Below are 23,480 nucleotides of genomic sequence, written 5' to 3'. Positions count from 1 at the left end.
CGTCCGTCTACCGCGCCGCGGCGGCCTCTACGGCGCCCGCGCGCTCGAGCGCCTGCGCCACGCTGCAGACCGTCGCGAAGCGCTCGTGAAGCACCGTGGCCGTGCGAGCACGGATGTCGGCCGCGGCGAGTGGCCGGCCATCGGGCTGCACCATGTCGAAGGTCAGCGTGGCCTCGGCCACGAAATCGACCTCCCAGCCCAGGTCGGAGGCGTGGCGCGTGGTGGTCTCGCAGCATTGCTCGGTGCGGATGCCGCTGACGATCAGCCGGCCGATGCCGTGCTGCGTGAGCCAGACCTCGAGCCCGCTTCCAACCAGCGCGCTGTGGCGGTGCTTGGTGAAGGTGGCGGCCGCCTCGAACGGCGCCAGGCCTTCGATCGGGCGCACGAAACCCGATTCAAGCGCGAACGGGTTGTCGGGCACTGCGGGCGCGTCGATGTGGAACACGCGAACGATCGGCACGCCCGCGTCGGCGCAGCCCTCGATGAGCGCGTTCTGCGCCGCGAGGTACGACGGCAGGCCGCCGGCGGACCAGTACGGCCGGTGCCGAAACGATTCCTGGGCGTCGATCACAATCAGACAGGATCTCATGGGTGGAGTGCTCGCACGGGCGGAGTGAATGATGCCGTCTATTCTTGGGCGCCGCCAGCGCAGGGTCCGTGCCGAAGCGGACCGGAATCGATCAGATCAGGACATCAAGAGCCGGAAGAGCGCACGCCCTAGACCAGCCCCGCCGCCTGCAGCTCTTTCTTGAGGTAGGCGTAGAACAGCGGCGCCGCCACCAGTCCGGCCGGCCCGAACACCGCCTCGGCCACGAACATCACCGCGAGCAGCTCCCACACGCTCATCTGCGTGCGGCGTCCGACCACCTTGGCATTGATCACGTACTCGGCCTTGTGGATGACGATCAGGAAGATCAGGCAGGCAAGCGCGGTGATCGGCGATACCGACAGCGCCACCAGCGTGATGACCGTGTTGCACACCAGGTTGCCGACGATTGGCACCAGCCCGGCCACGAAGGTGAGCGTGATCAGCGCCGGCGTGTAGGGCAGCAGCTGGCCCCAGAGCGGCATCAGGAACAGCAGGAAGATCGCGGTCAGCAGCGTGTTGAACGCCGCGATCCAGAACTGGGCCGCGACGATCTGGCCGAAGGCCTCGCCAAACATGCTGATGCGCCGGTGCAGTTCGGCCGCGAGCGGCGGCCGCTCCCGGTTCTGCACCGCCACCGCTGCGAGCGCGCCGATGACCAGGCCAACATAGGCGAAGAGCAGGGCGCCGAGCCAGGCGCGGCCCGTGAGTGCAAGCGCGCCGGCCTGCGTGCGCATGTAGTTGGCCGCCATGCGCTGGATCTCGGCCGCGCCCTCGGGCAGGTAGACGGCGATCTCGGGCGGCAGCTTCTGGCGCAGCTCGAGCACGGTGCGCGCGGTGTAGTCGACAAGTTCGCGGTACTGGTCGGGCGCATCGATGACATATTCGCGCGCCTCGGAAAAGCCCAGCGAGAGCAGCCCTACCGGCGCCAGCAGCACCAGGATGACCGAGAGAACACGCGCCAGCCCTTCGCCGCGGCCGCGAAGCACGCCGAGGCGGGCCAACTGGGGCGCGATGAGCCGGGTGAACCAGCGCGTGGCGAGAAACCCGATGCAGACGCACAGCAGGCCCGGCAGCAGGTGCTGCCACATCACGAGCAGCAGGCCCGCGAGCATCAGCAGATAGCTCGCGACCACCACCTGGCGCGACGCGGTGCGCGCAGGCGGGGTGGCGAGGGGTGTGGCGGGCAGCGGCTTGGTCATCCGTGGCGAGGGCTGCGCGTCGTACCGGAAGCCGCGGGCCTCAGGCCACCACCACGGCCGCGCCTTCGCCGCGTTCGGCGATGGTGCCGATCTCGTGCACCGTTTCGCCGGCCGCGCGCAGCGTGTCGGCGCAGGCCGCGGCCTCGGCCGCGTCGATCACCACCACCATGCCGATGCCGTTGTTGAAGGTGCGGTTCATTTCGATGTCGTCGATGCCGGCCACCTTCTGCAGCCAGGCGAAGAGTTCGGTCTGGGGCCAGCTGCCCTTCTTCAGGTGCGCGGCCATGCCTTCGGGCAGCACGCGCGGGATGTTCTCGAGCAGGCCGCCGCCCGTGATGTGGGCCAGCGCCTTGATCGGATGCTTCATCAGGGCCTCGAGCACGGGCTTCACGTAAAGGTGCGTGGGCGCCATGACCGCTTCGCGGAAGGGCATGCCGTCGAGCGTGGCGGGCAGTTCGGCGCCCGCGCGCTCGATCACCTTGCGCACCAGGCTGAAACCGTTGGAATGCACGCCGGCCGAGGCGAGGCCGAGCACCACGTCGCCGGGCTTCACGTTGAGGCCCGTGAGGATCTTCGATTTCTCGACCGCGCCAACGGCGAAGCCGGCCAGGTCGTATTCGCCGGCCGGGTACATGCCGGGCATCTCGGCCGTTTCGCCGCCGATCAGCGCGCAGCCCGAGAGTTCGCAGCCGCGGGCGATGCCGCCGATCACGGCCGCGGCCGTGTCCACGTCGAGCTTGCCGCAGGCGAAGTAGTCGAGGAAGAACAGCGGCTCGGCACCTTGCACCAGCACGTCGTTCACGCTCATGGCCACCAGGTCGATGCCGACCGTGTCGTGCATGTTCCATTCGAACGCCAGCTTGAGCTTGGTGCCCACGCCGTCGGTGCCGCTCACCAGCACCGGCTCCTTGTAGCGCTTGGGCACCTCGAACAGCGCGCCGAAGCCGCCGATGCCGGCCAGCACGCCTTCGCGCAGGGTCTTTTTTGCGAGCGGCTTGATCCGGTCGATCAGGGCGTCGCCGGCATCGATGTCGACGCCTGCGTCCTTGTAGCTGAGCGGGGTGGGCGTGGGGGAAGTCATGGTCGGACGGTGTCGGAAAAGGCGAAACGATGGGCCGAAAAGCAGGCGGGCGGTGGAGGCGCCGGCAACCGAAGCGGCCGGGCCGATAGAATTCCTGTTGATTTTAAGGGTCCCAGCGGCCCCCTCCATGAACCTTCCCGGGATGAAACAGCTCGCGCTCGATATCGGCATTGCGACGGGCCCCAGCTTCGACGCCTTTTTTGCCGGCCCCAACGAGGCGGCGCTGCGCCACCTTCAAGTATGGGCGGGCGGCGCCGGCGGCCCCGTGCCGCACTCGCCGGTGCCGACCTACCTGTGGGGCGAAAGCGCCAGTGGCAAGAGCCATCTGCTCGAATCGGTGCGCGTCGCACTGCGCGAGCAGGGCGCGAGCGTGGGCTGGCTGCATGCCGGCCTGCTCGAGCCGCCCGAGTTCGACGAGCGCTGGGGCGCGGTGCTGCTTGACGACGTGCACCTCTACACCGCGGTGCAGCAGCACGCGGCCTTCAACTGGTTCGTCAATGCGCAGACCCTTCAGCGCGGTGTGGTGGCAGCCGGCGCATTGCCGCCAGCCGACCTGCCGCTGCGCGAGGACCTGCGCACGCGCCTCGGGTGGGGCCATGTGTTCCACCTGCACGTGCTGAGCGAAAGCGAACGCCGCGCGGTGCTGCGCCAGGCGGCCGACACGCGCGGCGTGATGCTGTCGGACGACGTGCTCGACTACATGCTGCACCGCTTCAGCCGCGACCTCGGCAGCCTGATGGAGCTGCTGAACCAGCTCGACGGCTATGCGCTGCAGACGCAGCGCGCGATCACCATTCCCCTGATTCGATCCATGCTCGAAAACGAATAAGAAGAGCCTCAACCAACAATGATCAAGAAATTCATCGACAAGCTGCTCGGCAAATCGCCCGGCGGCGCACAGGGCAAGAGCCGCTTCGGCAAGCGTCAGGAGGTATCGGCGGAGGTTCACAAGATCGACCCGGCCCTGGTCGACGAACGTGCGAAGAACGTCGTCACCACGCTGCAGCAGGCGGGCTACGAGGCCTATGTGGTGGGCGGCGCGGTGCGCGACCTGCTGCTCGGCCTGCGCCCGAAAGATTTCGACGTGGCCACCAATGCCACGCCCGAACAGGTCAAGTCGCTCTTTCGCCGCGCCTTCATCATCGGGCGGCGCTTCCGCATCGTGCACGTCGTGTACGGGCGCGGCCGCGAGCACGAGGTGATCGAGGTCTCGACCTTCCGCGCCTACATGGACAGCGCCGCGGCCGGGCAGGTGACCGGCAACGAGCGCACCAGCAAGGGCGAGCTCGCGAGCATGACGCATGCGGTGGATGCGAGCGGCCGCGTGCTGCGCGACAACGTGTGGGGCCCGCAGGAAGAAGACGCGGCGCGCCGCGACTTCACCGTCAACGCCATGTACTACGACCCGGCCAACCAGGTCGTGGTCGACTACCACAACGGCATTCGCGACGCCCAGAAGCTCACGCTGCGCATGATCGGCGACCCGGCCACGCGCTACCGCGAGGATCCGGTGCGCATCATCCGCGCGATCCGCTTCTCGGCCAAGCTCGCGGCGCTCGGCTTCAAGATGGAGGCCAAGACGGCCGCGCCGCTGGTCGAATCGAGCCGGCTCCTGGCCGACGTGCCGCAGAGCCGCCTGTTCGACGAGATGCTCAAGCTGCTGCAGACCGGCCATGCGATCGCCACCGTCGAGCAACTGCGCAAGCTCGGCCTGGCCAAGGGCATTTATCCGCTGCTCGACGTGGTGGTGGAGCGCGCCGACCAGCCCTTCGTGCAGGCGGCGCTTCTGGACACCGACCGTCGCGTTGGCGAGGGCAAGCCCGTCGCGCCCAGCTTCCTGCTGGCCTGCGTGCTGTGGGCCGACGTGCGCGATGGCTGGTCCCAGCGCATCGAGGGCCAGCGCGGGCATCGGCCGCAGCCGCCGTTCCCGGCGCTGCAGGATGCGATCGACGATGTGTTCAACGCCCGCATCGGCGACGTGTCCGGCCGTGGCAAGCTCGCGGCCGACATGCGCGAGATCTGGATGATGCAGCCGCGCTTCGACAAGCGCACCGGCTCCACGCCCTATAGCCTGGTCGAGCAGGCGCGCTTTCGCGCTGCCTTCGACTTCATGCGCCTGCGCGCCGACGTGGGCGAGATCGGCGAAGCAATCGCCGAGTGGTGGCAGGAGTTCAGCACCGCCGACGACGTGCGCCGGCAGGACCTGCTAGAGCAGGTGCGCGAGGAGCAGAAGACCCGCCAGCGCGTGCGCACGCGCGACCCTGTGGCACCGAAGCCGCGCGCGGAGCCCGCCGGGCGCCAGCGCGAGGAAGGGCGCGAGCCGCAGCCCGACGAGGTGCTCGAGGCCGAAACCGTCGCGCCGTCCGGCGAAGGCGGTGGCGACCCCACGACGCCGCGCAAGCGCCGGCGCCGCCGCAAGCCCCGCACCGATGGCGCGGCCGGCAGTGAAGGCGGCGCAGGCGCCGCATCCGAATGACGCGGCCTTCCCAGCCGAAGGGCGGCAAGCCCCCTGGCCCCGCGCGGGCGAACGACAAGCGCGCGCCGTCGCGTCCGCGGCCGGCAGGCAAGGCGGCGCCCAGGCCGGCGCCCGCCGCCCGCCGCCCGCGCGAGGACTACCCGACCGTGCAGGCCTTCGTGGCCATCGGAGCCAACCTCGGCGACGCCCAGGCGGCCGTGACGGTGGCCATGGACGCGATCGCCGGCATCGAACGGACCCAGGTCACGGCGCGGTCGTCGCTCTACCGCAGTGCGCCGATCGATGCAGAAGGGCCCGATTACATCAACGCCGTGGTGGCGGTGCGCACCGGCCTCACGGCCGAGGCCTTCCTGGCCGAGTTGCAACTGCTCGAGACCCAGGCCGGGCGCGAGCGGCCGTTCCCGAATGCGCCGCGCACGCTCGACCTCGACCTCCTGATGCACGGCAACACGGTCAAGGACGCGCCCGCGCTGAGCCTGCCGCATCCGCGCATGCGCGACCGCGCCTTCGTGCTCAAGCCGCTTGCCGAGATCGCGCCCGACAAGGTGCCGCGCGCAGCCTTGGCGCGCGTTTCCTCGCAAGTGGTCGAGCGCATCCGCGACTGAAGCGGCGGAGCCGGGCCCCCCGATCGCCGGGGGGCTTGATCGCCCATTACACTCCTATGGTTTTTCATAACGCTGTCACATGCCTGTGGCAGACGCGAACCCAGGAGAGCGCCATGTTCGGCAAGCTGCTGCCCCGCGAGGGGAATTTTTTCGAGATGTTCAACCAGCACGCCGAGCGCATCGTCGAAGCGGCGCGCGCGTTCGAGCAACTCGTGGCCAACTACAGCGACGTGCACCTGCGCGAGCAGTACAACCGTGACGTCGATAACGCCGAGCGCGCGGCCGACCGTGTGACGCACGACGTCAATCGGCTGATCCACAAGACCTTCATCACGCCCATCGACCGCGAGCAGATCCACAAGCTCATCAACACGATGGACGACGTGGCCGACCTGATCCAGGACTCGGCCGAGACCATGGCGCTGTACGACGTGCGCCACATGACCGAAGAGATCGTGCGGCTCACGGCCTTGTGCGTGAAGTGCTGCGACCGCCTGAAGGATGCCGTCAAGTTTCTGAGCAAGATCGCCGATCCGGCGGTGGCCGAGGCCACCCTCAAGACCTGCGAGGAGATCGACCGCCTCGAGTCGGATGCCGACCGCGTGATGCGCAGCGCCATGAGCAAGCTGTTTCGCGAGGAGCCCGATGTGCGCGAGGTGATCAAGCTCAAGGCCATCTACGAGCTGCTCGAGACGATCACCGACAAATGCGAGGACGTGGCCAATGTGATCGAGGGCATCGTCCTCGAGAATTCTTGAGCGGCGGCTACCGATGGAAACGATGCAGGTCGCCCTCTGGGTGGTGATAGTGCTGGTCGCGCTTGCGATCCTGTTCGACTTCATGAACGGCTTCCACGACGCCGCCAACTCGATCGCGACGGTGGTGTCCACCGGCGTGCTCAAGCCGGGGCAGGCGGTGGTGTTCGCGGCGTTCTTCAACCTGATTGCCATCTTCGTGTTCCACCTGAGCGTGGCCGCGACGGTGGGCAAGGGGATCGCCCAGCCGGGCGTGGTGGACGTGCATGTCGTCTTCGGCGCACTCATCGGCGCCATCAGCTGGAACCTCGTCACCTGGTATTACGGCATTCCGAGCAGCTCGTCGCACGCGCTGATCGGCGGCATTGTCGGCGCGGTGATCGCCAAGACCGGGACCGGCGGCCTCGTGGCCTCGGGCATCTGGAAGACCCTGGCCTTCATCTTCGTGTCGCCGGTGCTCGGCTTCCTGCTCGGCACCCTGATGATGGTGGTGGTGGCCTGGGGCTTCCGGCGCGCCACGCCGTCGCGCGTGGACCGCTGGTTCCGGCGATTGCAGCTGGTCTCGGCCGGAGCCTACAGCCTGGGCCACGGCGGCAACGATGCGCAGAAGACCATCGGCATCATCTGGATGCTGCTGATCGCGACCGGCTACCACTCGGCGACCGAGAGCGCGCCGCCCGGCTGGGTGGTCGTGAGCTGCTACGCCGCCATTGCGCTGGGCACCATGTTCGGCGGCTGGCGCATCGTGAAGACCATGGGCCAGAAGATCACCAAGCTCAAGCCCGTGGGCGGCTTCTGCGCCGAGACAGGCGGCGCGATCACGCTGTTCCTGGCGACCGCGCTCGGCATTCCGGTGTCGACCACCCACACCATCACCGGCGCGATCGTCGGCGTGGGCGCCACCCAGCGCGCGAGCGCGGTGCGCTGGGGCGTGGCGGGGAACATCGTCTGGGCCTGGATCTTCACGATCCCGGCCTCGGCCTTCGTGGCCGCGATCGCCTACTGGGTCAGCTGGCAGATCTTCTGAGGCCCCGGCCGGCGGGCGGGGCTACTGCGAAATCTTCCGGCCCTCTTCGATCTGGTGCTCGAAGTAGCGCTGGAAGCTGAACACGATGCTCGACATGAGCACCGTGGTGCCGAAGAACAGCGCCAGCACCACGGCGCCGATCGTGGCCCAGTTCGTGCGGCCCGGTTCGGCGTCGGCCGGCGCGCCGGCGTTGAAGCGGGCATTCCACTTCTCGGGCGCCATGAGGCCATAGACGATGGCCATGAGCGCACAGCCCGCGATGGTGAAGCCCAGCATCGGAATCAGCACCCAGCTCCAGCCGTCGTCCACGCCGTACATGCGCACGCGCTCCATGCCATAGAGGCCGAGCGCGGTCGGAATGGGCAGCAGCCATCCGAGCCAGTCGCCGAATCCGCGCAGGTAGAAGCGGTGCAGCCCGAAGGGGCCGCCCAGGAAGGAGAGCCAGGCGGCAGTCGTCTTGTTTTTCATTCGGGTCGGGTGGTGCTGCCTTCGCCGAGCACCTTCTCCATCAGCACCACGTCGCGCCATTCGCCGAATTTCCAGCCGCAGTCCTTGAGCACGCCGACGTGCGTGAAGCCCTGGGCGCGATGCACGCCGACAGAGCCGGCATTGGCAGAATCGCCGATCACCGCGATGAGCTTGCGGATGCCCGCGGCTTCGGCGGCCTCCGACAACGCCGCCAGCAAGCGGCTGCCGAGCCCGCGACCGCGCGCGGCTTCGGCCAGGTAGATCGAGTCTTCGGCCGAGAAGCGGTAGGCGGGGCGCGGCTTGAACCAGTTGCAGTAGGCAAAGCCCAGCACTTCGCCGGCCTCTTCGGCGACGAGGTAGGGCAGGTTCTTGCCGAGCACGTCGGCGCGCCGCGCCGCCATGTCGGCAGCCGGGGGCGGCTCGGTCTCGAAGGTGCCGGTGCCGTTCAGCACGTGGTGCGCGTAGATCGCGGTGATGGCCGCGACGTCCTCGTCGCGGCTGGGTCGAATGGTGAGGGTCATGCAGGTGGAGAGCGGGAGACGCAGGGGGCCGAATTCTGTAAAAGCGGTTCGGGCTATAATCGCAGGCTTTTCAGCGTGTCGCTGGCCGGGTGGCCATGTCGCGTGTCTCGACGCTGAAAGAACTCTGTGGGCGGGCATTCAGGCTCGCTGCACCACCCAAGGATAAATCATGGTCGTCATTCGACTCTCCCGCGGCGGCTCGAAAGGCCGTCCGTTCTTCAACATCGTCGTGTCGGACAAGCGCGTTCGCCGCGATGGCCGTTTCATCGAGCGTCTGGGTTTCTACAACCCGACCGCGAAGGAAAACGAAGAAAGCATCCGCATCGCCCAGGACCGCCTGGCGTACTGGAAGAGCGTCGGCGCACAGGCTTCGCCCACGGTCCTGCGCCTGATCAAGCAAGCGGCAGCCGCAGCACCCCAGGCCGCGGCCTGAGCCTGCAGGCCTTTCGCACGGCCATGCTGCCCGCACTCGAAACCGCCGAATTGCCGGCGGACGCGATCGAGGTAGGACGCATCGCCGATGCCTGGGGCATCAAGGGGTGGTTCAAGGTCCTGCCCCACAGCGCCCAACCCGAGGCGCTTTTTTCTTCCAAACGCTGGTTCCTGCAGGCGCCCGGCGCCACCACCAGCGCTGCATTTCGGCTCGCGATCCGCGAAGCCAAGGAACATTCCGACTGCATCGTCGCCTCGTCCGAGGACGTGCCCGACCGCAATGCGGCCGAAGCGCTTCGCGGTGCGCGGGTGTTCGTGCCGCGTTCGAGCTTTCCCACCGCCGGCGATGACGAGTACTACTGGGTCGACCTGATCGGCCTCTCGGTCGTCAACCGCGAGGGCGTGGTGCTCGGCAACGTGCGCGAGCTGCTCGCGACCGGGCCGCAGACCACGCTGGTCCTGTCCGCGGAAGAAGACGGCAAGGCGATCGAGCGCATGGTGCCTTTCGTCTCGGCCTTCGTCGACAAGGTCGACCTGCCGGGCCGGCTCATCACGGTCGACTGGCAACCCGACTACTGATCGGGCTCGCGCGCATGCGCTTCGACGTTCTCACGCTCTTTCCCGAGCTGTTCGCGCCTTTCATGGCCGCGGGCGTGACGCGCCGTGCCTACGAGTCAAAACAGGTCGAAGTCGTGCTCTGGAACCCGCGCGATTTCGCGCAAGGCAACTACCGGCGGGTGGACGATCGTCCGTTCGGCGGCGGGCCGGGCATGGTCATGATGGCCGAGCCGCTCTCGGCCTGCCTCGATGCGGCGCTGGCCGCGCGCGGCACGCCGGCACCGGTCGTGCTGTTTTCGCCGATTGGCGACGTGCTGCGGCACGAGGCGGTCGAACGCTGGTCCGCGAGCGACGGCGCCGTGCTGGTCTGCGGGCGCTACGAGGGAATCGACCAGCGCTTCATCGACACGCGCGTGACCCACCAGGTGAGCCTCGGCGACTTCGTGCTGTCGGGCGGCGAGATCGCGGCCATGGCGCTGCTCGATGCGGTGGCACGGCTGCAGCCCGGCGTGCTGGGCGACGAGGCCAGTCATGTGCAGGACAGCTTCAATCCCTCGCTCGACGGCCTGCTCGACTGCCCTCACTACACGCGGCCCGAGCAGTGGAACGGGCAGGGCGTGCCGGCGCAGCTGTTGTCGGGCCATCATGTCCAGATCGAACGCTGGCGCCGCGACCAGCGGCTCGCGATCACCGCGGCCCGGCGTCCCGACCTGATCGACGCGGCGCGTGCCGCGGGCCGGCTGAGCAAGGCTGACGAGACAGCGCTCAAAAAAAAGCTATAATCCCGGGTTCCCCGATCCTCTGCCCGGCCGCGCCTGGATTTCGTCTTTGGCTTCTTTTGAAGCAGCTGACAAAACCCCAAGAGCGCCTTTTGTGTAGCGCGAGCACGATCGACTATCAGGAAATCATGAACCTCATCCAGACCCTCGAGCAGGAAGAAATTACCCGTCTCGGCAAGAAGATCCCCGACTTCATGCCCGGTGACACGGTCATCGTCAGCGTGAACGTCGTCGAAGGCAGCCGCAAGCGCGTGCAGGCCTACGAAGGCGTCGTGATCGCCAAGCGCAATCGCGGCCTCAACAGCGGCTTCACGGTGCGCAAGATCTCGAGCGGCGAAGGCGTGGAGCGTACGTTCCAGACCTACAGCCCGTTGATCGCCGGCATCGAAGTCAAGCGCCGTGGCGACGTTCGCCGCGCCAAGCTGTACTACCTGCGCGAGCGCAGCGGCCGCTCGGCACGCATCAAGGAAAAGCTGCCGGGCAAGCGCGCAGCAGTGGCTGCCAAGTAAGCCGTTCTTCTGCCGTGCAAAAAGCCGCCCTCTGGCGGCTTTTTGCGTTGTGCGCTGTGCAGGCCTTTCCGCGAAAAGACAGCACCGCAGTTTCGGGTTCTACTCCTTCACCAGACAGCCAGCTACCACTTGACCACCCCCGCCGACCCCTCCATGCAGCTCGAGCCCGCCGAACCCGTCAATGCCGTTGTGCCGCCCACGCTGCTCGTGGTCGACCCGCGCAAGGCGCCGGTGGTCGGCGGTCCGGATGGCCTGCCCGCGGTCGATGTGGCCGAGTTGACGGCCGAGGCGCTGCGCCGGCGATTCGCCACGCCCCCCGAGTGGATGCCCGAGCTGCGCCGCGAGCCACGCCTGAGCGACCGCACGCCGGCCCAGGCGGCGGTGCTGGTGCCAATCGTCCAGCGTCCGGAAGGCCCCACGGTGCTGCTGACCGAACGCACCGCGCACCTGTCGAACCATTCGGGCCAGGTAGCGTTCCCGGGCGGGCGCGTCGACCCCGAAGACGCGAACGTCGCGGCGGCGGCCCTGCGCGAGGCCTGGGAAGAGGTGGGCCTCTCGGCGCAGTTCATCGAGGTGCTCGGCAGCCTGCCGACCTACACGACGATCACCTCGTTCGTCGTGACGCCCGTGGTCGCGCTGGTGAAGCCGCCCTTCGAACTCACACTCAATCCCTACGAAGTAGCCGCCGCCTTCGAGGTGCCGCTGGCCTGGCTCATGGACCCCGCCAACCATCGCCGGCACACGGTGCCGGCACCCGACGGCACGCGCCGCGAGTGGTATTCGATGCCCTACCAGGATGGCGCCGAGGAGCGCTTCGTCTGGGGCGCCACGGCGGGCATGCTGCGCAACCTCTACCGCTTCCTGATCGCCTGATGGTGAGCGCCGGCGTGAAGCGCCGGGGCGCCCTCGCTATCATCGAAGGATGAGCTTCTTTGCCATCCTGTGTGCGTTGCTGATCGAGCAGGTGCGTCCGCTCGCGCCACACAACCCGGTGTACGGCGGCGTGCTTTCCTGGACCCGCTGGACCAGCCGCAACTTCGATGCCGGCAAACCGCACCACGGATGGGTCGCATGGGGGCTCGCGGTGCTCATGCCCACGTTTGCAACGCTGGGCATCCACTGGCTGCTGGTGCTCACGCTCGGACTGCCGTTCGCGGTGCTCTGGAGCGTCGCCGTGCTCTACGTCACGCTGGGCTTCAGGCAGTTCAGCCATCACTTCACCGGCATCCGCGATGCGCTCGACGAAGGCGACGAGCCGCTCGCGCGCTCGCTGCTCGCCCATTGGCAGGGCGTGGACGCGGCCGAGTTGCGGCGCAGCGAGATCGTCCGTCGCGTGATCGAGCATTCGGTGATCGCCGCGCATCGCCACGTGTTCGGCGTGCTGGCCTGGTTCTCTGTGCTCGCGGCGCTGGGCCTCGGTCCGGCCGGCGCGGTGTTCTACCGCATGAGCGAATTCGTCGCGCGCTACTGGGCCCACAAGGACGGCGCGGCGGTGCAGCCCTCGAGCGTCTCGGTGCAGCGTGCCGCCGAGGGCGCCTGGCATGCGATCGACTGGCTCCCGGCGCGCATCACCGCGCTGGGCTTTGCCGTCGTCGGCAGCTTCGAGGAGGCCATCGACTGCTGGCGCAACGACGCGCGACGCTTCGCGAGCGAGAACGACGGCGTGATCCTCGCGGCCACGTCTGGTGCGGTCAACGTGCGGCTCGGCGGGGGAGCGCTGCGGCCGATTCCGCTCGCTGATGCGCTCTCGCGCGCCCAGGCCGGCGATTCCTTGGCCGACGACCGCCGGACCGACAGCGGCAGCACGCCCGGGCGCGAGCCCGAGCCGGGTCACCTGCGCAGCGTGGTCGGCCTGGTCTGGCGCTCGGTGGTCATGTGGATGGTGCTGCTGGCCCTTCTCACGCTGGCCCGCCTGCTCGGTTGAGCGGGCTGCTCGCCACCACGACGCCATGGCGACCTCCGTGCCGACCTTCTGGAGCCCGCGCATCGGCGCGCTCCAGCCCTATGTGCCCGGCGAGCAGCCGCGCATCGCCGACCTCGTCAAGCTCAATACCAACGAGAACCCGTATCCGCCGTCGCCGCGCGCGGTCCACGCGATCCGCGAGGCGGCTGCCGAGGGACTGGAGCGCTACCCCGATCCAAGCTCGCTCGCGCTGCGCGAAGCCGTGGCCCGGCGGCATGGCCTGGACGTGGCGCAGGTCTTCGCGGGCAATGGTTCGGACGAGGTGCTGGCGCACGCCTTCTTCGCCTTCTTCCAGCAGGCCGAGCCGCTGCTCATGCCCGACGTGAGCTACAGCTTCTACCGCGTCTATGCGCAGCTCTACGGCATCGCCTGCGAGCTGCTGCCGGTCGACGCGCAGTTGCGCATCGACGCCGAGGCGATGGCGTCGCGCGCGGCCAGCGGCTGCGCCGGCCTGGTGATTGCGAACCCGAATGCGCCCACGGGGATCGGCCTTCCGCTCGAGCGCATCGAGCGGCTCGCCGCCGCCTGCCCCGAGCGCGTGGTGCTGGTCGACGAGGCCTACGTCGATTTCGGCGGCGAGAGCGCCATGCCGCTCATCGCCTGCCATCCGAACCTGCTCGTGGTCCACACCCTGTCGAAGTCGCGCTCGCTCGCGGGCCTGCGGGTCGGCTACGCCTGCGGCCAGTCGCACCTGGTCGATGCGCTGGTGCGCGTGAAGGACAGTTTCAATTCCTATCCGATCGACCGCCTCGCCTCGGCGGGCGCGGTGGCGGCGCTCGACGACGAGGCCTGGTTCGAGCGCACGCGCCGCCAGGTCATGGACGCGCGCGAAGGGCTGTGCCTGCAGCTCGAAGACCTGGGCTTCGAGGTGCTGCCTTCGCAGGCCAATTTCGTTTTCGCCCGCCACCCGGGGCGCGACGCGGCCGAACTCGCGGCGCTGTTGCGCGAGCGCGCGGTGCTGGTGCGGCATTTCAGGCAGCCGCGCATCGCGCAGCACCTGCGCATCAGCATCGGCACGCGCGACCAGTGCAGCCTGCTCGTGCAGCGTCTGCAGGAGATTCTCCAGGCGCCCTGAGCGGTTCAGTAGCGCGTCTGGCTCAGTTCGGCGAACAGCTCGCCGTAGATTCGGTAACGCGTGGCGCTGATCGGGGCCGGCTTCCCGGGCGCGTCGACATTCGCGATGACGCCGCACCCCGGCTCGTGCAGGTGCGTGCAGTTGTAGAACTTGCATTCCTGCGCATGCTCGGCGATGTCCGGCATCAGTCCCGCCAACTGCATCGGGGCAATGTGGTTGAGACCGAATTCCTGGAACCCCGGCGAATCGATGAGGCCTGTGGTGCGCGCCTCGTCGACCCAGTACCAGGTGGTGCTCGTCGTGGTGTGCTTGCCCGAATTGAGCGCCTGCGAGATTTCGTTCGTCAGCGCGGCGGCACCCGGCACGAGCAGGTTCACGAGCGTGCTCTTGCCTGCGCCCGAGGGGCCCAGCACCAGGGTGCGCTTGCCCGCGAGCAGTGCCATGAGCGTGGCGCGGTCGGCGTCGCCCGTGGCCGTGAGCGACAGCGGCAGCACGCCTTCATGCATGCGCCGGTACGGTGCGAGCCGGTTCCATGCGCGCTCGAACGGCACGGCCAGGTCGCGCTTGTTGAGCGCGATGATCGGCACGATGCGCTCGGCCTCGGCCGCGATCAGTGCGCGGGCCAACTGGTGCTCCGAAAACTCCGGTTCGGCCGCGATCAGGATCAGCACCTGGTCGAGGTTGGCCGCGAACGACTTGGTGCGGATCTCGTCCTGCCGGTAGAAGAGGTTGCGCCGCGGCACGACCTCTTCGATCGTGCCCTCGTCCTCGCTGGCCTGCCAGCGCACGCGGTCGCCGACCACGGCCTGGCTCTTCTTGCCGCGTGGATGGCAGATCAGCCGTTCGCCCGCAGGCGTCTCGACCAGGCAGTGGCGTCCGTGACTCGCGACGACCAGGCCATCGTGCAGGGTGCGGGCGGCGCCCGCGGCGCCCTTGGCGGGGGTGCGGGGCGGCTTAGCCAAAGGCGCGAGCCCTCGTCACGGCGCGGGCCCGGCCACCAGCGCGTCGGCCTGGCGTGCGCACTCGAAGTCGGTGCTCGAGATGCCGCCGACGTCGTGCGTGTTGAAGCGCACCACGCAGCGGTTGTAGTGCACCGACAGGTCGGGATGGTGGTCTTGCGTATGGGCGACGAAGGCCAGCGCATTCACGAAGGCCATGGTCTCGAAGTAGTTCGCGAAACTGAAGGTCTTCTCGATCGCAACGTTGGCGCCGTCGCCATTGAGCTTCCATCCGTCGAGCTTGGCGAGACCCGAGACGATCTCGGTGGCGCTCAGTGCCTGGCGGGTAACGCCCTTCCAGTCTTTGGGCTTGAACATGCTGCTCATGGTGTCGGCTTTTTCTTCGCGAGAGGTGGGAGTCATTCAGGCGGCCTGCATGCGCGCGAGGCGCTCGGAGGCCGGTGGGTGGGAGTAGTAAAACTTGACGAACACAGGGTCGGGCGTGAGCGTCGACGCGTTGTCCTGGTAGAGCTTCAGCAGCGCAGCGGAGAGATCGGCGCTGCTGGTCTGCGCCACCGCATAGGCGTCGGCCTCGAACTCGTGTTTGCGCGACAGCCGGGCCGCGAGCGGCGCGACGAAGAAGCCGAACACCGGCACCGCGAGCATGAAGAGCAGCAGCGCGAGCGCGTCGTTCGGCGCCGTGGGCGCCATGTTCGGCTGTACGCCGAGCCCGCCGTAGAACCAGGCCTGTGTCGACACCCAGCCCAGCAGCGCGAAGCCCGCCAGGCTCAGCGCGAACATCGAGGCGAGCCGCTTCACGATGTGGCGGTGCTTGAAATGGCCGAGCTCGTGCGCGAGCACCGCCTCCATCTCGGCCGCATTGAGCTGGCGCAGCAGCGTGTCGTAGAAGACCACGCGCTTGCTCGCGCCGAAGCCCGTGAAGTAGGCATTGGCATGCGCGCTGCGCCGGCTGCCGTCCATCACGAACAGCCCCTTGGCGCGAAAGCCGCAGCGCTTCATGAGCGCGGTGACGCGCTCCTTGACGGTGGGATCGTCGAGCGGCTTGAACTTGTTGTAGAGCGGTGCAATGAACATCGGATAGACGATCATCAGCAGCAGGTTGAAGCCCATCCATGCCGCCCAGGCCCAGAGCCACCACAGGGTGCCGGCCGCGCCCATGATCCACAGGATCAGCGCGGCGATCGGCAGCCCGATGGCTGCGCCGATCAGCGTGGAGACGGCCGTGTCGCGCAGCCAGAGGCGCCAGCTCATCTTGTTGAAGCCGAAGCGCTCCTCGAGCCGGAAGATCTGCCACAACGTGAACGGCAGCTCGAGCAGCGCGCCGATCGCCGCGAATGCTGCGAGTAGCGCGAGCTGCTGCACCATCCCGCCACCGAGCCACGCCACGAGCAGCTTGTTGAGCAGGTCGAGGCCGCCGAGCAGCGTCCAGCCGAGCAGCACCGCCGTGCCCCAAGCCATCTCGACCATGCCGAAGCGCGCCTTGGCCACGGTGTAGTCGGCGGCCTTCTGGTGGGCCTCGAGCGTGATCTTGTGCTCGAAGGCGGGCGGCACCGCGTTGCGGTGGCGCGCCACGTGGCGCACCTGGCGCGAGGCGAGCCAGAACTTCACGACGAGCCCCGCGACGAGTGCAGCGGCGAAGGCGACGGTGAAGATGAGTGAATAGGACATGACCGGCGAGTTTAGGGCGTGTTGCCGCCCGCCGGGTCCGCAGCGCGGAAGCCATCGGCGACAATCCGGGCATGCTCGAATCCCTGGACCCCACGACCGGCGGCGCACTGCCGGTGCTGAAGAAAAGCGACCAGAACCTGGTCTGGCTCGACTGCGAAATGAGCGGGCTCGACCCCGAGAAGGAGCGCCTGCTCGAGATCGCCGTGGTCGTGACCGGCCCCGACCTGAGCCCCCGCATCGACGGCCCCGTGCTCGTGATCCACCAGAGCGATGCCGTGCTCGACGCCATGGACGCCTGGAACAAGGGCACGCACGGCCGCAGCGGCCTGATCGACAAGGTGAAGGCCTCCACCCTCGACGAAGCCACGGCCGAACTGCAGCTGCTCGAGTTCATCGCGCGCTATGTGCCCAAGGCCGGCTCGCCGATGTGCGGCAACACCATCGGGCAGGACCGGCGCTTCCTGGTCAAGTTCATGCCCAGGCTCGAGGCCTATTTCCACTACCGGAACCTCGACGTCAGCACCCTCAAGGAGCTGGCCAAGCGCTGGAAGCCCTCGGCCTACAGCGCGTTCAAGAAGCAGCAGGCGCATACCGCGCTGGCCGACGTGCACGAATCCATCGAGGAGCTCGCGCACTACCGTGAAACCTTCTTGCGTTTGACGGATTAGGTAAAAACCCCGATCCGTGCCATAATCGTTGGCTTCGCTGGTCGACAGGTTTTTTTCGGCCAGCGTCTCTTGCATCTCCCTATCTTGCACACCGCGCCCGATCGCATCCGCTGATCAAAAAGGGCCGCAGCCTCCGGCGAAATCCGGAAGTTGAATGTCGTTGGATGGTTGATGTTTTTAACCACCAACGGGGCGCCGCCTACGGCAGCGCTCGCGTTTGAGATTGACAAATCACATGACCGACGCTTTTGAAGCGCAGGGCGAGTTCGCGCCTGTGCAATCCACCAACAACAACGAATTCATCGCCGCTCCGGACACCGCGTCCGAGTCGCCGATCCTCGAGGCACTCGACGCCGCGCTGCCCGAAGCGGCCGTGGCCGAGGCGCCCGTCGCACCGAACGGTTTCGTCCGGCTCGGTCTCGCGCCCGAACTCATCGCCGCCGTGGCCGACCTGGGTTTCACCCAGCCCACGACCGTGCAGGACAAGGTGATCCCGCTCGCCATGGGCGGTGAAGCCGGCCAGGACGGCAAGGCCCGCTTCGTCGACCTGATGGTCTCGAGCCAGACCGGCTCGGGCAAGACCGCAGCCTTCCTGCTGCCGGTGCTGCACACGCTGCTCAAGCGCCAGGCCGAAGCCGAAGAGGCCGCCAAGGCCGAATACCAGCGCCTGGCTGCCGAAGCCGCCGCGCGCGGCGAAGCCGTGCCCAAGAAGGCGAAGCGCAAGGACCCGACCAACGCGCGCCACTTCAAGGCCGCCACGCCCGGCGCCCTGATCCTGTGCCCGACGCGCGAGCTCGCGCAGCAGGTGGCGCACGACGCCATTGAGCTGGTGCGCCATTGCCGCGGCCTGCGCGTCGCCAACGTGGTGGGCGGCATGCCCTACCAGCTGCAGATCGCCAAGCTGCAGAACGCCGACCTCGTGGTTGCCACGCCGGGCCGCCTGCTCGACCTGCAGCGCTCGCAGCAGCTCAAGCTCGACCAGGTCAAGTTCCTGGTCGTCGACGAAGCCGACCGCATGCTCGACCTCGGCTTCTCCGACGACCTGGCCGAAGTCAACCAGCTCACGATCGAGCGTCAGCAAACGATGATGTTCAGCGCCACCTTCGCGCCGCGCATTCAGCAGCTGGCTCAGCGCGTCATGCGCGAGCCGCAGCGCATCACCATCGATAGCCCGCAAGAGAAGCACGCCAACATCAAGCAGTCGCTGTACTGGGCTGACAACAGCCAGCACAAGCGCAAGCTGCTCGACCATTGGCTGCGCGACACCAGCATCAACCAGGCGATCGTGTTCGCCAGCACGCAAGTCGAGTGCGACGGCCTCGCCAACGACCTGCAGCAAGAAGGCTTCAGCGCCGTCGCGTTGCACGGCGCCCTGAGCCAGGGCCTGCGCAACCGCCGCCTGATGGCACTGCGTCAAGGTCAGGTCCAGATCCTGGTGGCCACCGACGTTGCCGCCCGCGGCATCGACGTGCCGACCATCACGCACGTCTTCAACTTCGGCCTGCCGATGAAGGCCGAGGACTACACCCACCGCATCGGCCGCACCGGCCGTGCCGGCCGCGATGGCCTGGCCATCACGTTTGCCGAATTCCGCGATCGCCGCAAGATCATGGACATCGAGCAGTACAGCCGCCAGCAGTTCAAGGCGGAAGTGGTTGCCGGCCTCGAGCCGCAGCAGCGCATGCCGCAGTCGCGCCCGCAGGGCGACTTCGGCGGCCGTGGCCGCGACAACAACAGCGGCCCGCGTGGCGACCGCAAGTTCGGTGGCGGCGGCGGCAACGCAGGCGGCCCGCGCGGCGGCTATGCCGGCGCCAGCGGCTTCAACGACCGCCGCGGCGCCCCGGCCGGCCCGCGTGGCTTCCAGGGCCAGAACGCCGGCTTCGGCGGCGGCGGTGCCCGTGAAGAGGGCGGCGGTGGCGGCTACGGTCGCAAGCCGGGCTGGGGCGGCGACAACGCCGCACCGCGCGGCGGCCGTGGCGACGGCGGCTTTGCACCGCGTGAAGGCTTCGCACCCCGCGAGGGCTTCGCACCCCGCGGCAATGGCGCAGGCCATGGCGGCCCGGGCAAGGTCTTCGTGCCGCGCGACGCCCAGAAGCGCGCCTTCAAGCCCACGCGCTGATCCCCTCCAGGGCGGCCTACGAGCCGCCCGCACCCGAGAAAGCCCGGACTTCGCGAGAAGTCCGGGCTTTTCCTTTGCGGGTTTCCGCGGGGGCCGCAGTCACGGAAGTTGGTTGACACATGAAACGATGAAAAGTAATGTATTGAGGCATTTACTTCTCCGGTCCGCACCGCGGCTACCGGTTCATCGACATCTGCCTTCAAATTCCGAACATGAAAATTGCGATTCTTGGCGGCGGCCATGGGGCCTACGCGGCGGCCGCGGACCTCTCCGAAGCGGGCCATGAAGTGCGGCTGTGGCGCCGCGATGCGGCAGCGCTCGAGCCGGTGGTGCAGGCGGGCGCCATCACGCTGAAGGATGCCGATGGCGCGCGCGAGGTGCCGCTGGCCCTGGCCACCGGCGACATCGCCGCGGCATTGAAGGGCGCGGAACTCATCGTCGTTCCCACCCCGGCGATCGCGCAGCACGACATCGCGCTGGCCATGGCGCCGCACCTCGCCGACGGCCAGGTGGTGTTCCTGCCGCCCGGCACTTTCGGCAGCTACGTGATGGCGCGCACCGTGAAGGCGGCAGGCAGCCGTGCCGACGTGGCGTGGGCCGAGACCGGCACCCTGCCATACCTGGCGCGCAAGCACGGCGAGCGCGAAGTGAACGTCACCATCCGTGCGATCCGGCTGCCCACCGGCGTCTATCCTGCGCGGAAGGAAGCCGAGGCGATCGAGGTGATCCGCCAGGCCTACCCTGCGGTGCACGGCTGCGGCAATGCGCTCTCGGGCGCGCTGATGAATGCCGGCCCGGTGATCCATCCGCCACTCATGGTGATGAACGCCGCGCCGCTGCAGCACTTCGAGCGCTGGGACATCCACAACGAAGGCACGCAGCGCGCGGTGCGCGACGTGACCGACCGGCTCGACCTGGAGCGCGTGGCGGTGCGCGAAGCCTTCGGGCATGCGGCGCCGCACTATCCGCTGGCGGACCACTACAACAACGACCAGTGGATGTACGGCGATGCGCACAAGAAGCTCGTCAAGTCGGGCGACTGGCGCGAGCACATCGACCTGCACACCCACCGCTACATCACCGAGGACACCGAGCTCGGCCTGGCCTTCCTGGCCTCGGCCGCGCGCCATGCGGGCGTGGATGCGCCGATCGCGCACGGCCTGCTGGCCATCGTGGGCGGCTTTCTCGGCCGCGACCTGCGCCGCGGCGCGCGCACCTTCGAAAGCCTGGGGCTGGCCGACCTGAGCGCGGCCGACCTCCAGCAAAGGCTGCACGATGGCGAATGAAGCCGCGCTGCCCCGCTTTGCGGCCGTCGGCGCGGGCCGCATGGGGCGCGGCATCGCGATCGCGTTCGCCTATGCGGGTCACCGCATCGCATTGATCGACCTGCGCCCGCGCAGCGACGAAGCCTGGCAGCGGCTGCAGGCCGAGGCCCGGGCCGAGATCGAGGCCAGCCTCTCAGGGCTGGCGCAGCTCGGCGTGATCGACGCCGCGCAGGCCGAGGCCATCGCGGCGCGCGTGCACCTCGTGAATGCGGCCGACGCGCCGCAGGCCCTGGCGGCCGCCGAGCTGGTATTCGAGGGCGTGCCCGAGACGCTCGAGGCCAAGCGCGAGGCCTTCGAGCAGCTCAACCGGCATTGCCGCGACGATGCGATCCTCACGTCGACCACGAGCAGCATCCTCGTCACGCAGCTCGCGGCGCTCGTGCGGCGGCCCGAGCGCTTCCTCAACATGCACTGGCTCAATCCGGCCTATGTGATCCCGGTGGTCGAGCTCAGTTGCCACCCGGGCACCGACGCCGCCGTGCTCGCGCGCACCAAGGCGCTGATGGAGGCCATCGGCAAGCTGCCGGTGGTCTGCGGCGCATCGCCGGGCTACATCGTGCCGCGCCTGCAGGCGCTGGTCATGAACGAGGCCGCACGCATGATCGAGGAGGGCGCCGCCACCGCCGAGGAGATCGACAAGGCCACGCGCTACGGCCTCGGCCTGCGCTTCGCGGCGCTCGGCGTGGTGGAGTTCATCGACTTCGGCGGCTGCGACATCCTGCACCACGCGAGCCGCGAGATGTCGGCCTCGCTCGATGCGGGGCGCTACACCGCGCCGGCCATCGTCGGGCGCATGGTCGAAGAGGGGCGGCTCGGCCTCAAGAGCGGCAGCGGCTTCTACGACTATGAAGGCCGCGACGTGGCCGCCTACCGGCGCGACGTGCTCTCGCGCACGCTCGGCGAACTGAAGCACGCGGGCCTCTGGCGCGCGCCCGCCGCCGACACCCTGCCATGACGATCCGCCGCGCCTTCGCCGATCTGTCGGTGGGACAGGTGCACTACGCGGCGTGTGGCGACATTTACGCGCCACCCGTGCTGCTGCTGCACCAGTCGCCGCGCAGCTGGGCCGAATACCGCGCGGTGCTGCCGCTGCTGGGTGCGCGCTACCGCGCCATTGCGATGGACACCGCGGGTTTCGGCGACTCCGACGACGGCGGCGCGCCTGCGAGCATCGCGCAATGGGCGCGCGTGGCCTGCGAGTTGCTCGACGCGCTGGGCATCCTGCGCGCCGACGTGGTCGGCCACCACACGGGTGGGGTCGTGGCGCTGGAAATGGCGGCTGCGTTTCCCGAGCGCGTGCGCAGCCTCGTGTTGTCGTCGACGCCTTTCACCGACGAAGCCTTTCGCCGCGCGCGGGCCGAACGTCCGCCCATCGACGAAGTCGCGCCCAGCGAAGACGGCATGCATCTCGCGGCGCTCTGGCAGAAGCGCCAGGGCTTCTATCCGCCGGGCCGCCCCGACCTGCTCGAAGCCTTCGTGCGCGATGCCATGAAGGTCGGCCATCGGCTCGAGGAAGGGCACCGCGCCGTGGCGTCGTACCGCATGGAGACGCGCATCGCCCGCGTGACGCAGCCTGCGCTCATCGTGCGCGCCACGGCCGATCCGTTCGCCGCGCCGCATGCGGCGGAGCTGCAGCAGCACCTGCCGCAGGCGCGCATCGTCGACATCGAAGGCGGCATGGTGCCGCTGCCCGACCAGATGCCCGAAGCCTTCGCGCGCACGGTCGCCGACTTCCTGTCGACGCTGCCATGAAGGCCGTGCGCATCCATGGCTTCCATGCCGCGCCGGTGCTCGAAGAAGCCGCCGATCCACTGCCGCGCGCCGGACGCACCCTCGTGCGCATGCAGGCGGCCACGGTCGGCCACATCGACCGCACCGTGTGGCGCGGCAGCTTCCTGCGCCATCCGCCGATGCCGTACATACCGGGCGTGGAGGCCGCGGGCATCGTGGTCGCGAGCCAGCGCTACGCGGCGGGCCAGCGCGTGTGGCTGCGCGGCGGCGGGCTCGGCACGCTCTTCGATGGCACCTGGTGCGAACTCATCGACGCGCCCGACGAAACCCTGGGCCTGCTGCCCGATGCCGTGCCGATGGCGCTGGGCGCGGCTTTCTTCTCGCCGTGCACCTCGGCCTGGGTCGCGCTGCACGAGGTCGCGAAGCTGCAGCCGGGCGAGCGCGTGCTCGTGACCGGCGCGAGCGGTGCGGTCGGATCGCTCGCAATGCAATTGGCGCGCGATGCCGGCTGCACCGCGTCGCCGGTCGATCCCGATGGGCCGCCGCCGGGCGAGGGCACAGCCGACCTGCTCGTCGACACCGTCGGCGGCGACGTGCTCGCGAAGGTATTGCCGGCGGTGCGTCCCGGTGGCCGCGCGGTGCTGGTCGGCTACACCGCGGGGCCGTTGCTGCAGCTCGACATCGCTCATTTCCTGCAGCGCGACGTGGCGCTGCTGCCGCTCAACATGTTCCGGCGCGAAGCCGCGGGCCGTGCGGCGGCGCCTGACCTGCTCGCGCGACTGGCCGACGGGCGGCTGCAGCTTGATGTGAAGCCGTTCGCGCTGGCCGATGCGGGTGCGGCGCTCGACTGGATCGCGCAGCGCGGACACCGCGGCCGCGCGGTGCTGGTGCCCTAGCAGGCTGTTGAATTTCGGCCTTGGACGCCGATGCTGGTACTGGCGACGTGGTTCGTGGGGATGTTTACCGGCTGTTT

General features: G+C 68.6%; 26 protein-coding genes. 18 read left to right on the top strand and 8 right to left on the bottom strand.

Annotated elements, in window-relative coordinates:
* Positions 1-7 precede the first annotated feature (7 nt).
* The 3 genes from AC3A6R_RS07460 to purM all read right to left on the bottom strand — a co-directional run bounded on the left by AC3A6R_RS07460 (position 8) and on the right by purM (position 2,869).
* Complete coding sequence (locus AC3A6R_RS07460) at positions 8-589, bottom strand: isochorismatase family protein (protein ID WP_487864159.1); 582 nt, start codon at positions 587-589, stop codon at positions 8-10.
* 128 nt (positions 590-717) lie between these two features.
* Positions 718-1,788 carry an AI-2E family transporter gene (locus tag AC3A6R_RS07455; protein WP_487864158.1) on the bottom strand — a complete coding sequence of 357 codons (1,071 nt, stop codon included), beginning with the start codon at positions 1,786-1,788 and terminating at the stop codon, positions 718-720.
* A gap of 40 nt (positions 1,789-1,828) precedes the next feature.
* A complete protein-coding gene (gene purM / locus AC3A6R_RS07450; RefSeq protein WP_487859664.1) occupies positions 1,829-2,869 on the bottom strand; it encodes a phosphoribosylformylglycinamidine cyclo-ligase in 1,041 nt (346 codons plus the stop codon).
* A 142-nt stretch (positions 2,870-3,011) separates the two neighbouring features.
* On the opposite strand from purM, the gene hda reads away from it, so the two are divergent.
* The 5 genes from hda (at position 3,012) to AC3A6R_RS07425 (ending at position 7,732) form a co-directional block, all read left to right on the top strand.
* Positions 3,012-3,698, top strand: coding sequence for a DnaA regulatory inactivator Hda (hda, locus tag AC3A6R_RS07445; RefSeq protein WP_487864376.1), 687 nt, complete (start codon positions 3,012-3,014; stop codon positions 3,696-3,698).
* A gap of 18 nt (positions 3,699-3,716) precedes the next feature.
* Complete coding sequence (gene pcnB, locus AC3A6R_RS07440) at positions 3,717-5,345, top strand: polynucleotide adenylyltransferase PcnB (protein ID WP_487864157.1); 1,629 nt, start codon at positions 3,717-3,719, stop codon at positions 5,343-5,345.
* Positions 5,342-5,950 (top strand): 2-amino-4-hydroxy-6-hydroxymethyldihydropteridine diphosphokinase, encoded by a 609-nt coding sequence (gene folK, locus AC3A6R_RS07435; RefSeq protein ID WP_487859666.1) that lies wholly within the window; start codon positions 5,342-5,344, stop codon positions 5,948-5,950. The genes pcnB and folK overlap by 4 nt, the downstream gene beginning before the upstream one ends.
* Positions 5,951-6,063: 113 nt before the next feature.
* Positions 6,064-6,708: a DUF47 domain-containing protein gene (locus AC3A6R_RS07430; RefSeq protein WP_487859667.1), complete on the top strand. Its 645-nt coding sequence runs from the start codon at positions 6,064-6,066 to the stop codon at positions 6,706-6,708.
* Between the two features lie 13 nt (positions 6,709-6,721).
* Positions 6,722-7,732, top strand: a complete 1,011-nt coding sequence (locus tag AC3A6R_RS07425; protein ID WP_487859668.1) for an anion permease — start codon at positions 6,722-6,724, stop codon at positions 7,730-7,732.
* A 21-nt stretch (positions 7,733-7,753) separates the two neighbouring features.
* Here the strand turns inward: AC3A6R_RS07425 and AC3A6R_RS07420 are convergent, their stop codons facing one another.
* A complete protein-coding gene (locus tag AC3A6R_RS07420; protein WP_487864156.1) occupies positions 7,754-8,200 on the bottom strand; it encodes a TM2 domain-containing protein in 447 nt (148 codons plus the stop codon).
* Positions 8,197-8,721 (bottom strand): N-acetyltransferase family protein, encoded by a 525-nt coding sequence (locus tag AC3A6R_RS07415; RefSeq protein WP_487859670.1) that lies wholly within the window; start codon positions 8,719-8,721, stop codon positions 8,197-8,199. Before AC3A6R_RS07415 ends, AC3A6R_RS07420 begins: the two co-directional genes overlap by 4 nt.
* Before the next feature lie 169 nt (positions 8,722-8,890).
* Here AC3A6R_RS07415 and rpsP point away from each other — a divergent pair, with 169 nt between their 5' ends.
* From rpsP to hisC, 7 genes are all read left to right on the top strand, one after another.
* A complete protein-coding gene (rpsP, locus tag AC3A6R_RS07410; protein ID WP_307702207.1) occupies positions 8,891-9,154 on the top strand; it encodes a 30S ribosomal protein S16 in 264 nt (87 codons plus the stop codon).
* Positions 9,155-9,177: 23 nt separating this feature from the next.
* A complete protein-coding gene (rimM, locus tag AC3A6R_RS07405) occupies positions 9,178-9,732 on the top strand; it encodes a ribosome maturation factor RimM (protein WP_487859671.1) in 555 nt (184 codons plus the stop codon).
* Between the two features lie 14 nt (positions 9,733-9,746).
* Positions 9,747-10,493, top strand: a complete 747-nt coding sequence (trmD, locus tag AC3A6R_RS07400; protein WP_487864155.1) for a tRNA (guanosine(37)-N1)-methyltransferase TrmD — start codon at positions 9,747-9,749, stop codon at positions 10,491-10,493.
* Positions 10,494-10,618: 125 nt separating this feature from the next.
* Complete coding sequence (gene rplS / locus AC3A6R_RS07395) at positions 10,619-10,999, top strand: 50S ribosomal protein L19 (RefSeq protein WP_487864154.1); 381 nt, start codon at positions 10,619-10,621, stop codon at positions 10,997-10,999.
* A 153-nt stretch (positions 11,000-11,152) separates the two neighbouring features.
* The gene (locus AC3A6R_RS07390; RefSeq protein WP_487859674.1) at positions 11,153-11,872 is read left to right on the top strand and encodes a CoA pyrophosphatase; all 720 of its coding nucleotides are present in this window, start codon (positions 11,153-11,155) and stop codon (positions 11,870-11,872) included.
* A gap of 49 nt (positions 11,873-11,921) precedes the next feature.
* Positions 11,922-12,923 carry a CobD/CbiB family protein gene (locus AC3A6R_RS07385; protein WP_487859675.1) on the top strand — a complete coding sequence of 334 codons (1,002 nt, stop codon included), beginning with the start codon at positions 11,922-11,924 and terminating at the stop codon, positions 12,921-12,923.
* Between the two features lie 25 nt (positions 12,924-12,948).
* Positions 12,949-14,037, top strand: a complete 1,089-nt coding sequence (gene hisC / locus AC3A6R_RS07380; RefSeq protein WP_487864153.1) for a histidinol-phosphate transaminase — start codon at positions 12,949-12,951, stop codon at positions 14,035-14,037.
* 5 nt (positions 14,038-14,042) lie between these two features.
* Here the strand turns inward: hisC and rsgA are convergent, their stop codons facing one another.
* The 3 genes from rsgA to AC3A6R_RS07365 are packed head-to-tail and all read right to left on the bottom strand — an operon-like array spanning position 14,043 to position 16,664.
* Entirely contained in the window at positions 14,043-14,999 is a 957-nt protein-coding gene (rsgA, locus tag AC3A6R_RS07375) for a ribosome small subunit-dependent GTPase A (protein ID WP_487859677.1), read from the bottom strand.
* A 15-nt stretch (positions 15,000-15,014) separates the two neighbouring features.
* Positions 15,015-15,362 carry a 4a-hydroxytetrahydrobiopterin dehydratase gene (locus tag AC3A6R_RS07370; RefSeq protein ID WP_487860047.1) on the bottom strand — a complete coding sequence of 116 codons (348 nt, stop codon included), beginning with the start codon at positions 15,360-15,362 and terminating at the stop codon, positions 15,015-15,017.
* Positions 15,363-15,398: 36 nt separating this feature from the next.
* The gene (locus AC3A6R_RS07365) at positions 15,399-16,664 is read right to left on the bottom strand and encodes a M48 family metallopeptidase (RefSeq protein WP_487864152.1); all 1,266 of its coding nucleotides are present in this window, start codon (positions 16,662-16,664) and stop codon (positions 15,399-15,401) included.
* A 71-nt stretch (positions 16,665-16,735) separates the two neighbouring features.
* Between AC3A6R_RS07365 and orn the strand changes: the two genes are divergently transcribed.
* From orn to AC3A6R_RS07335, 6 genes are all read left to right on the top strand, one after another.
* Entirely contained in the window at positions 16,736-17,332 is a 597-nt protein-coding gene (gene orn, locus AC3A6R_RS07360; RefSeq protein ID WP_487859679.1) for an oligoribonuclease, read from the top strand.
* A 235-nt stretch (positions 17,333-17,567) separates the two neighbouring features.
* Positions 17,568-19,451, top strand: a complete 1,884-nt coding sequence (locus AC3A6R_RS07355) for a DEAD/DEAH box helicase (RefSeq protein WP_487864151.1) — start codon at positions 17,568-17,570, stop codon at positions 19,449-19,451.
* A gap of 212 nt (positions 19,452-19,663) precedes the next feature.
* Positions 19,664-20,737: an NAD/NADP octopine/nopaline dehydrogenase family protein gene (locus tag AC3A6R_RS07350; RefSeq protein WP_487864150.1), complete on the top strand. Its 1,074-nt coding sequence runs from the start codon at positions 19,664-19,666 to the stop codon at positions 20,735-20,737.
* A complete protein-coding gene (locus AC3A6R_RS07345; RefSeq protein ID WP_487864149.1) occupies positions 20,727-21,731 on the top strand; it encodes a 3-hydroxybutyryl-CoA dehydrogenase in 1,005 nt (334 codons plus the stop codon). Before AC3A6R_RS07350 ends, AC3A6R_RS07345 begins: the two co-directional genes overlap by 11 nt.
* Complete coding sequence (locus tag AC3A6R_RS07340) at positions 21,728-22,528, top strand: alpha/beta fold hydrolase (protein ID WP_487864148.1); 801 nt, start codon at positions 21,728-21,730, stop codon at positions 22,526-22,528. Before AC3A6R_RS07345 ends, AC3A6R_RS07340 begins: the two co-directional genes overlap by 4 nt.
* Entirely contained in the window at positions 22,525-23,403 is an 879-nt protein-coding gene (locus AC3A6R_RS07335) for a quinone oxidoreductase family protein (RefSeq protein WP_487864147.1), read from the top strand. The genes AC3A6R_RS07340 and AC3A6R_RS07335 overlap by 4 nt, the downstream gene beginning before the upstream one ends.
* Positions 23,404-23,480 lie beyond the last annotated feature (77 nt).

It is taken from the genome of Variovorax sp. Soil_C_19 (genome assembly GCF_057657255.1).
This window is presented reverse-complemented; position numbering and strand designations above follow the sequence as displayed.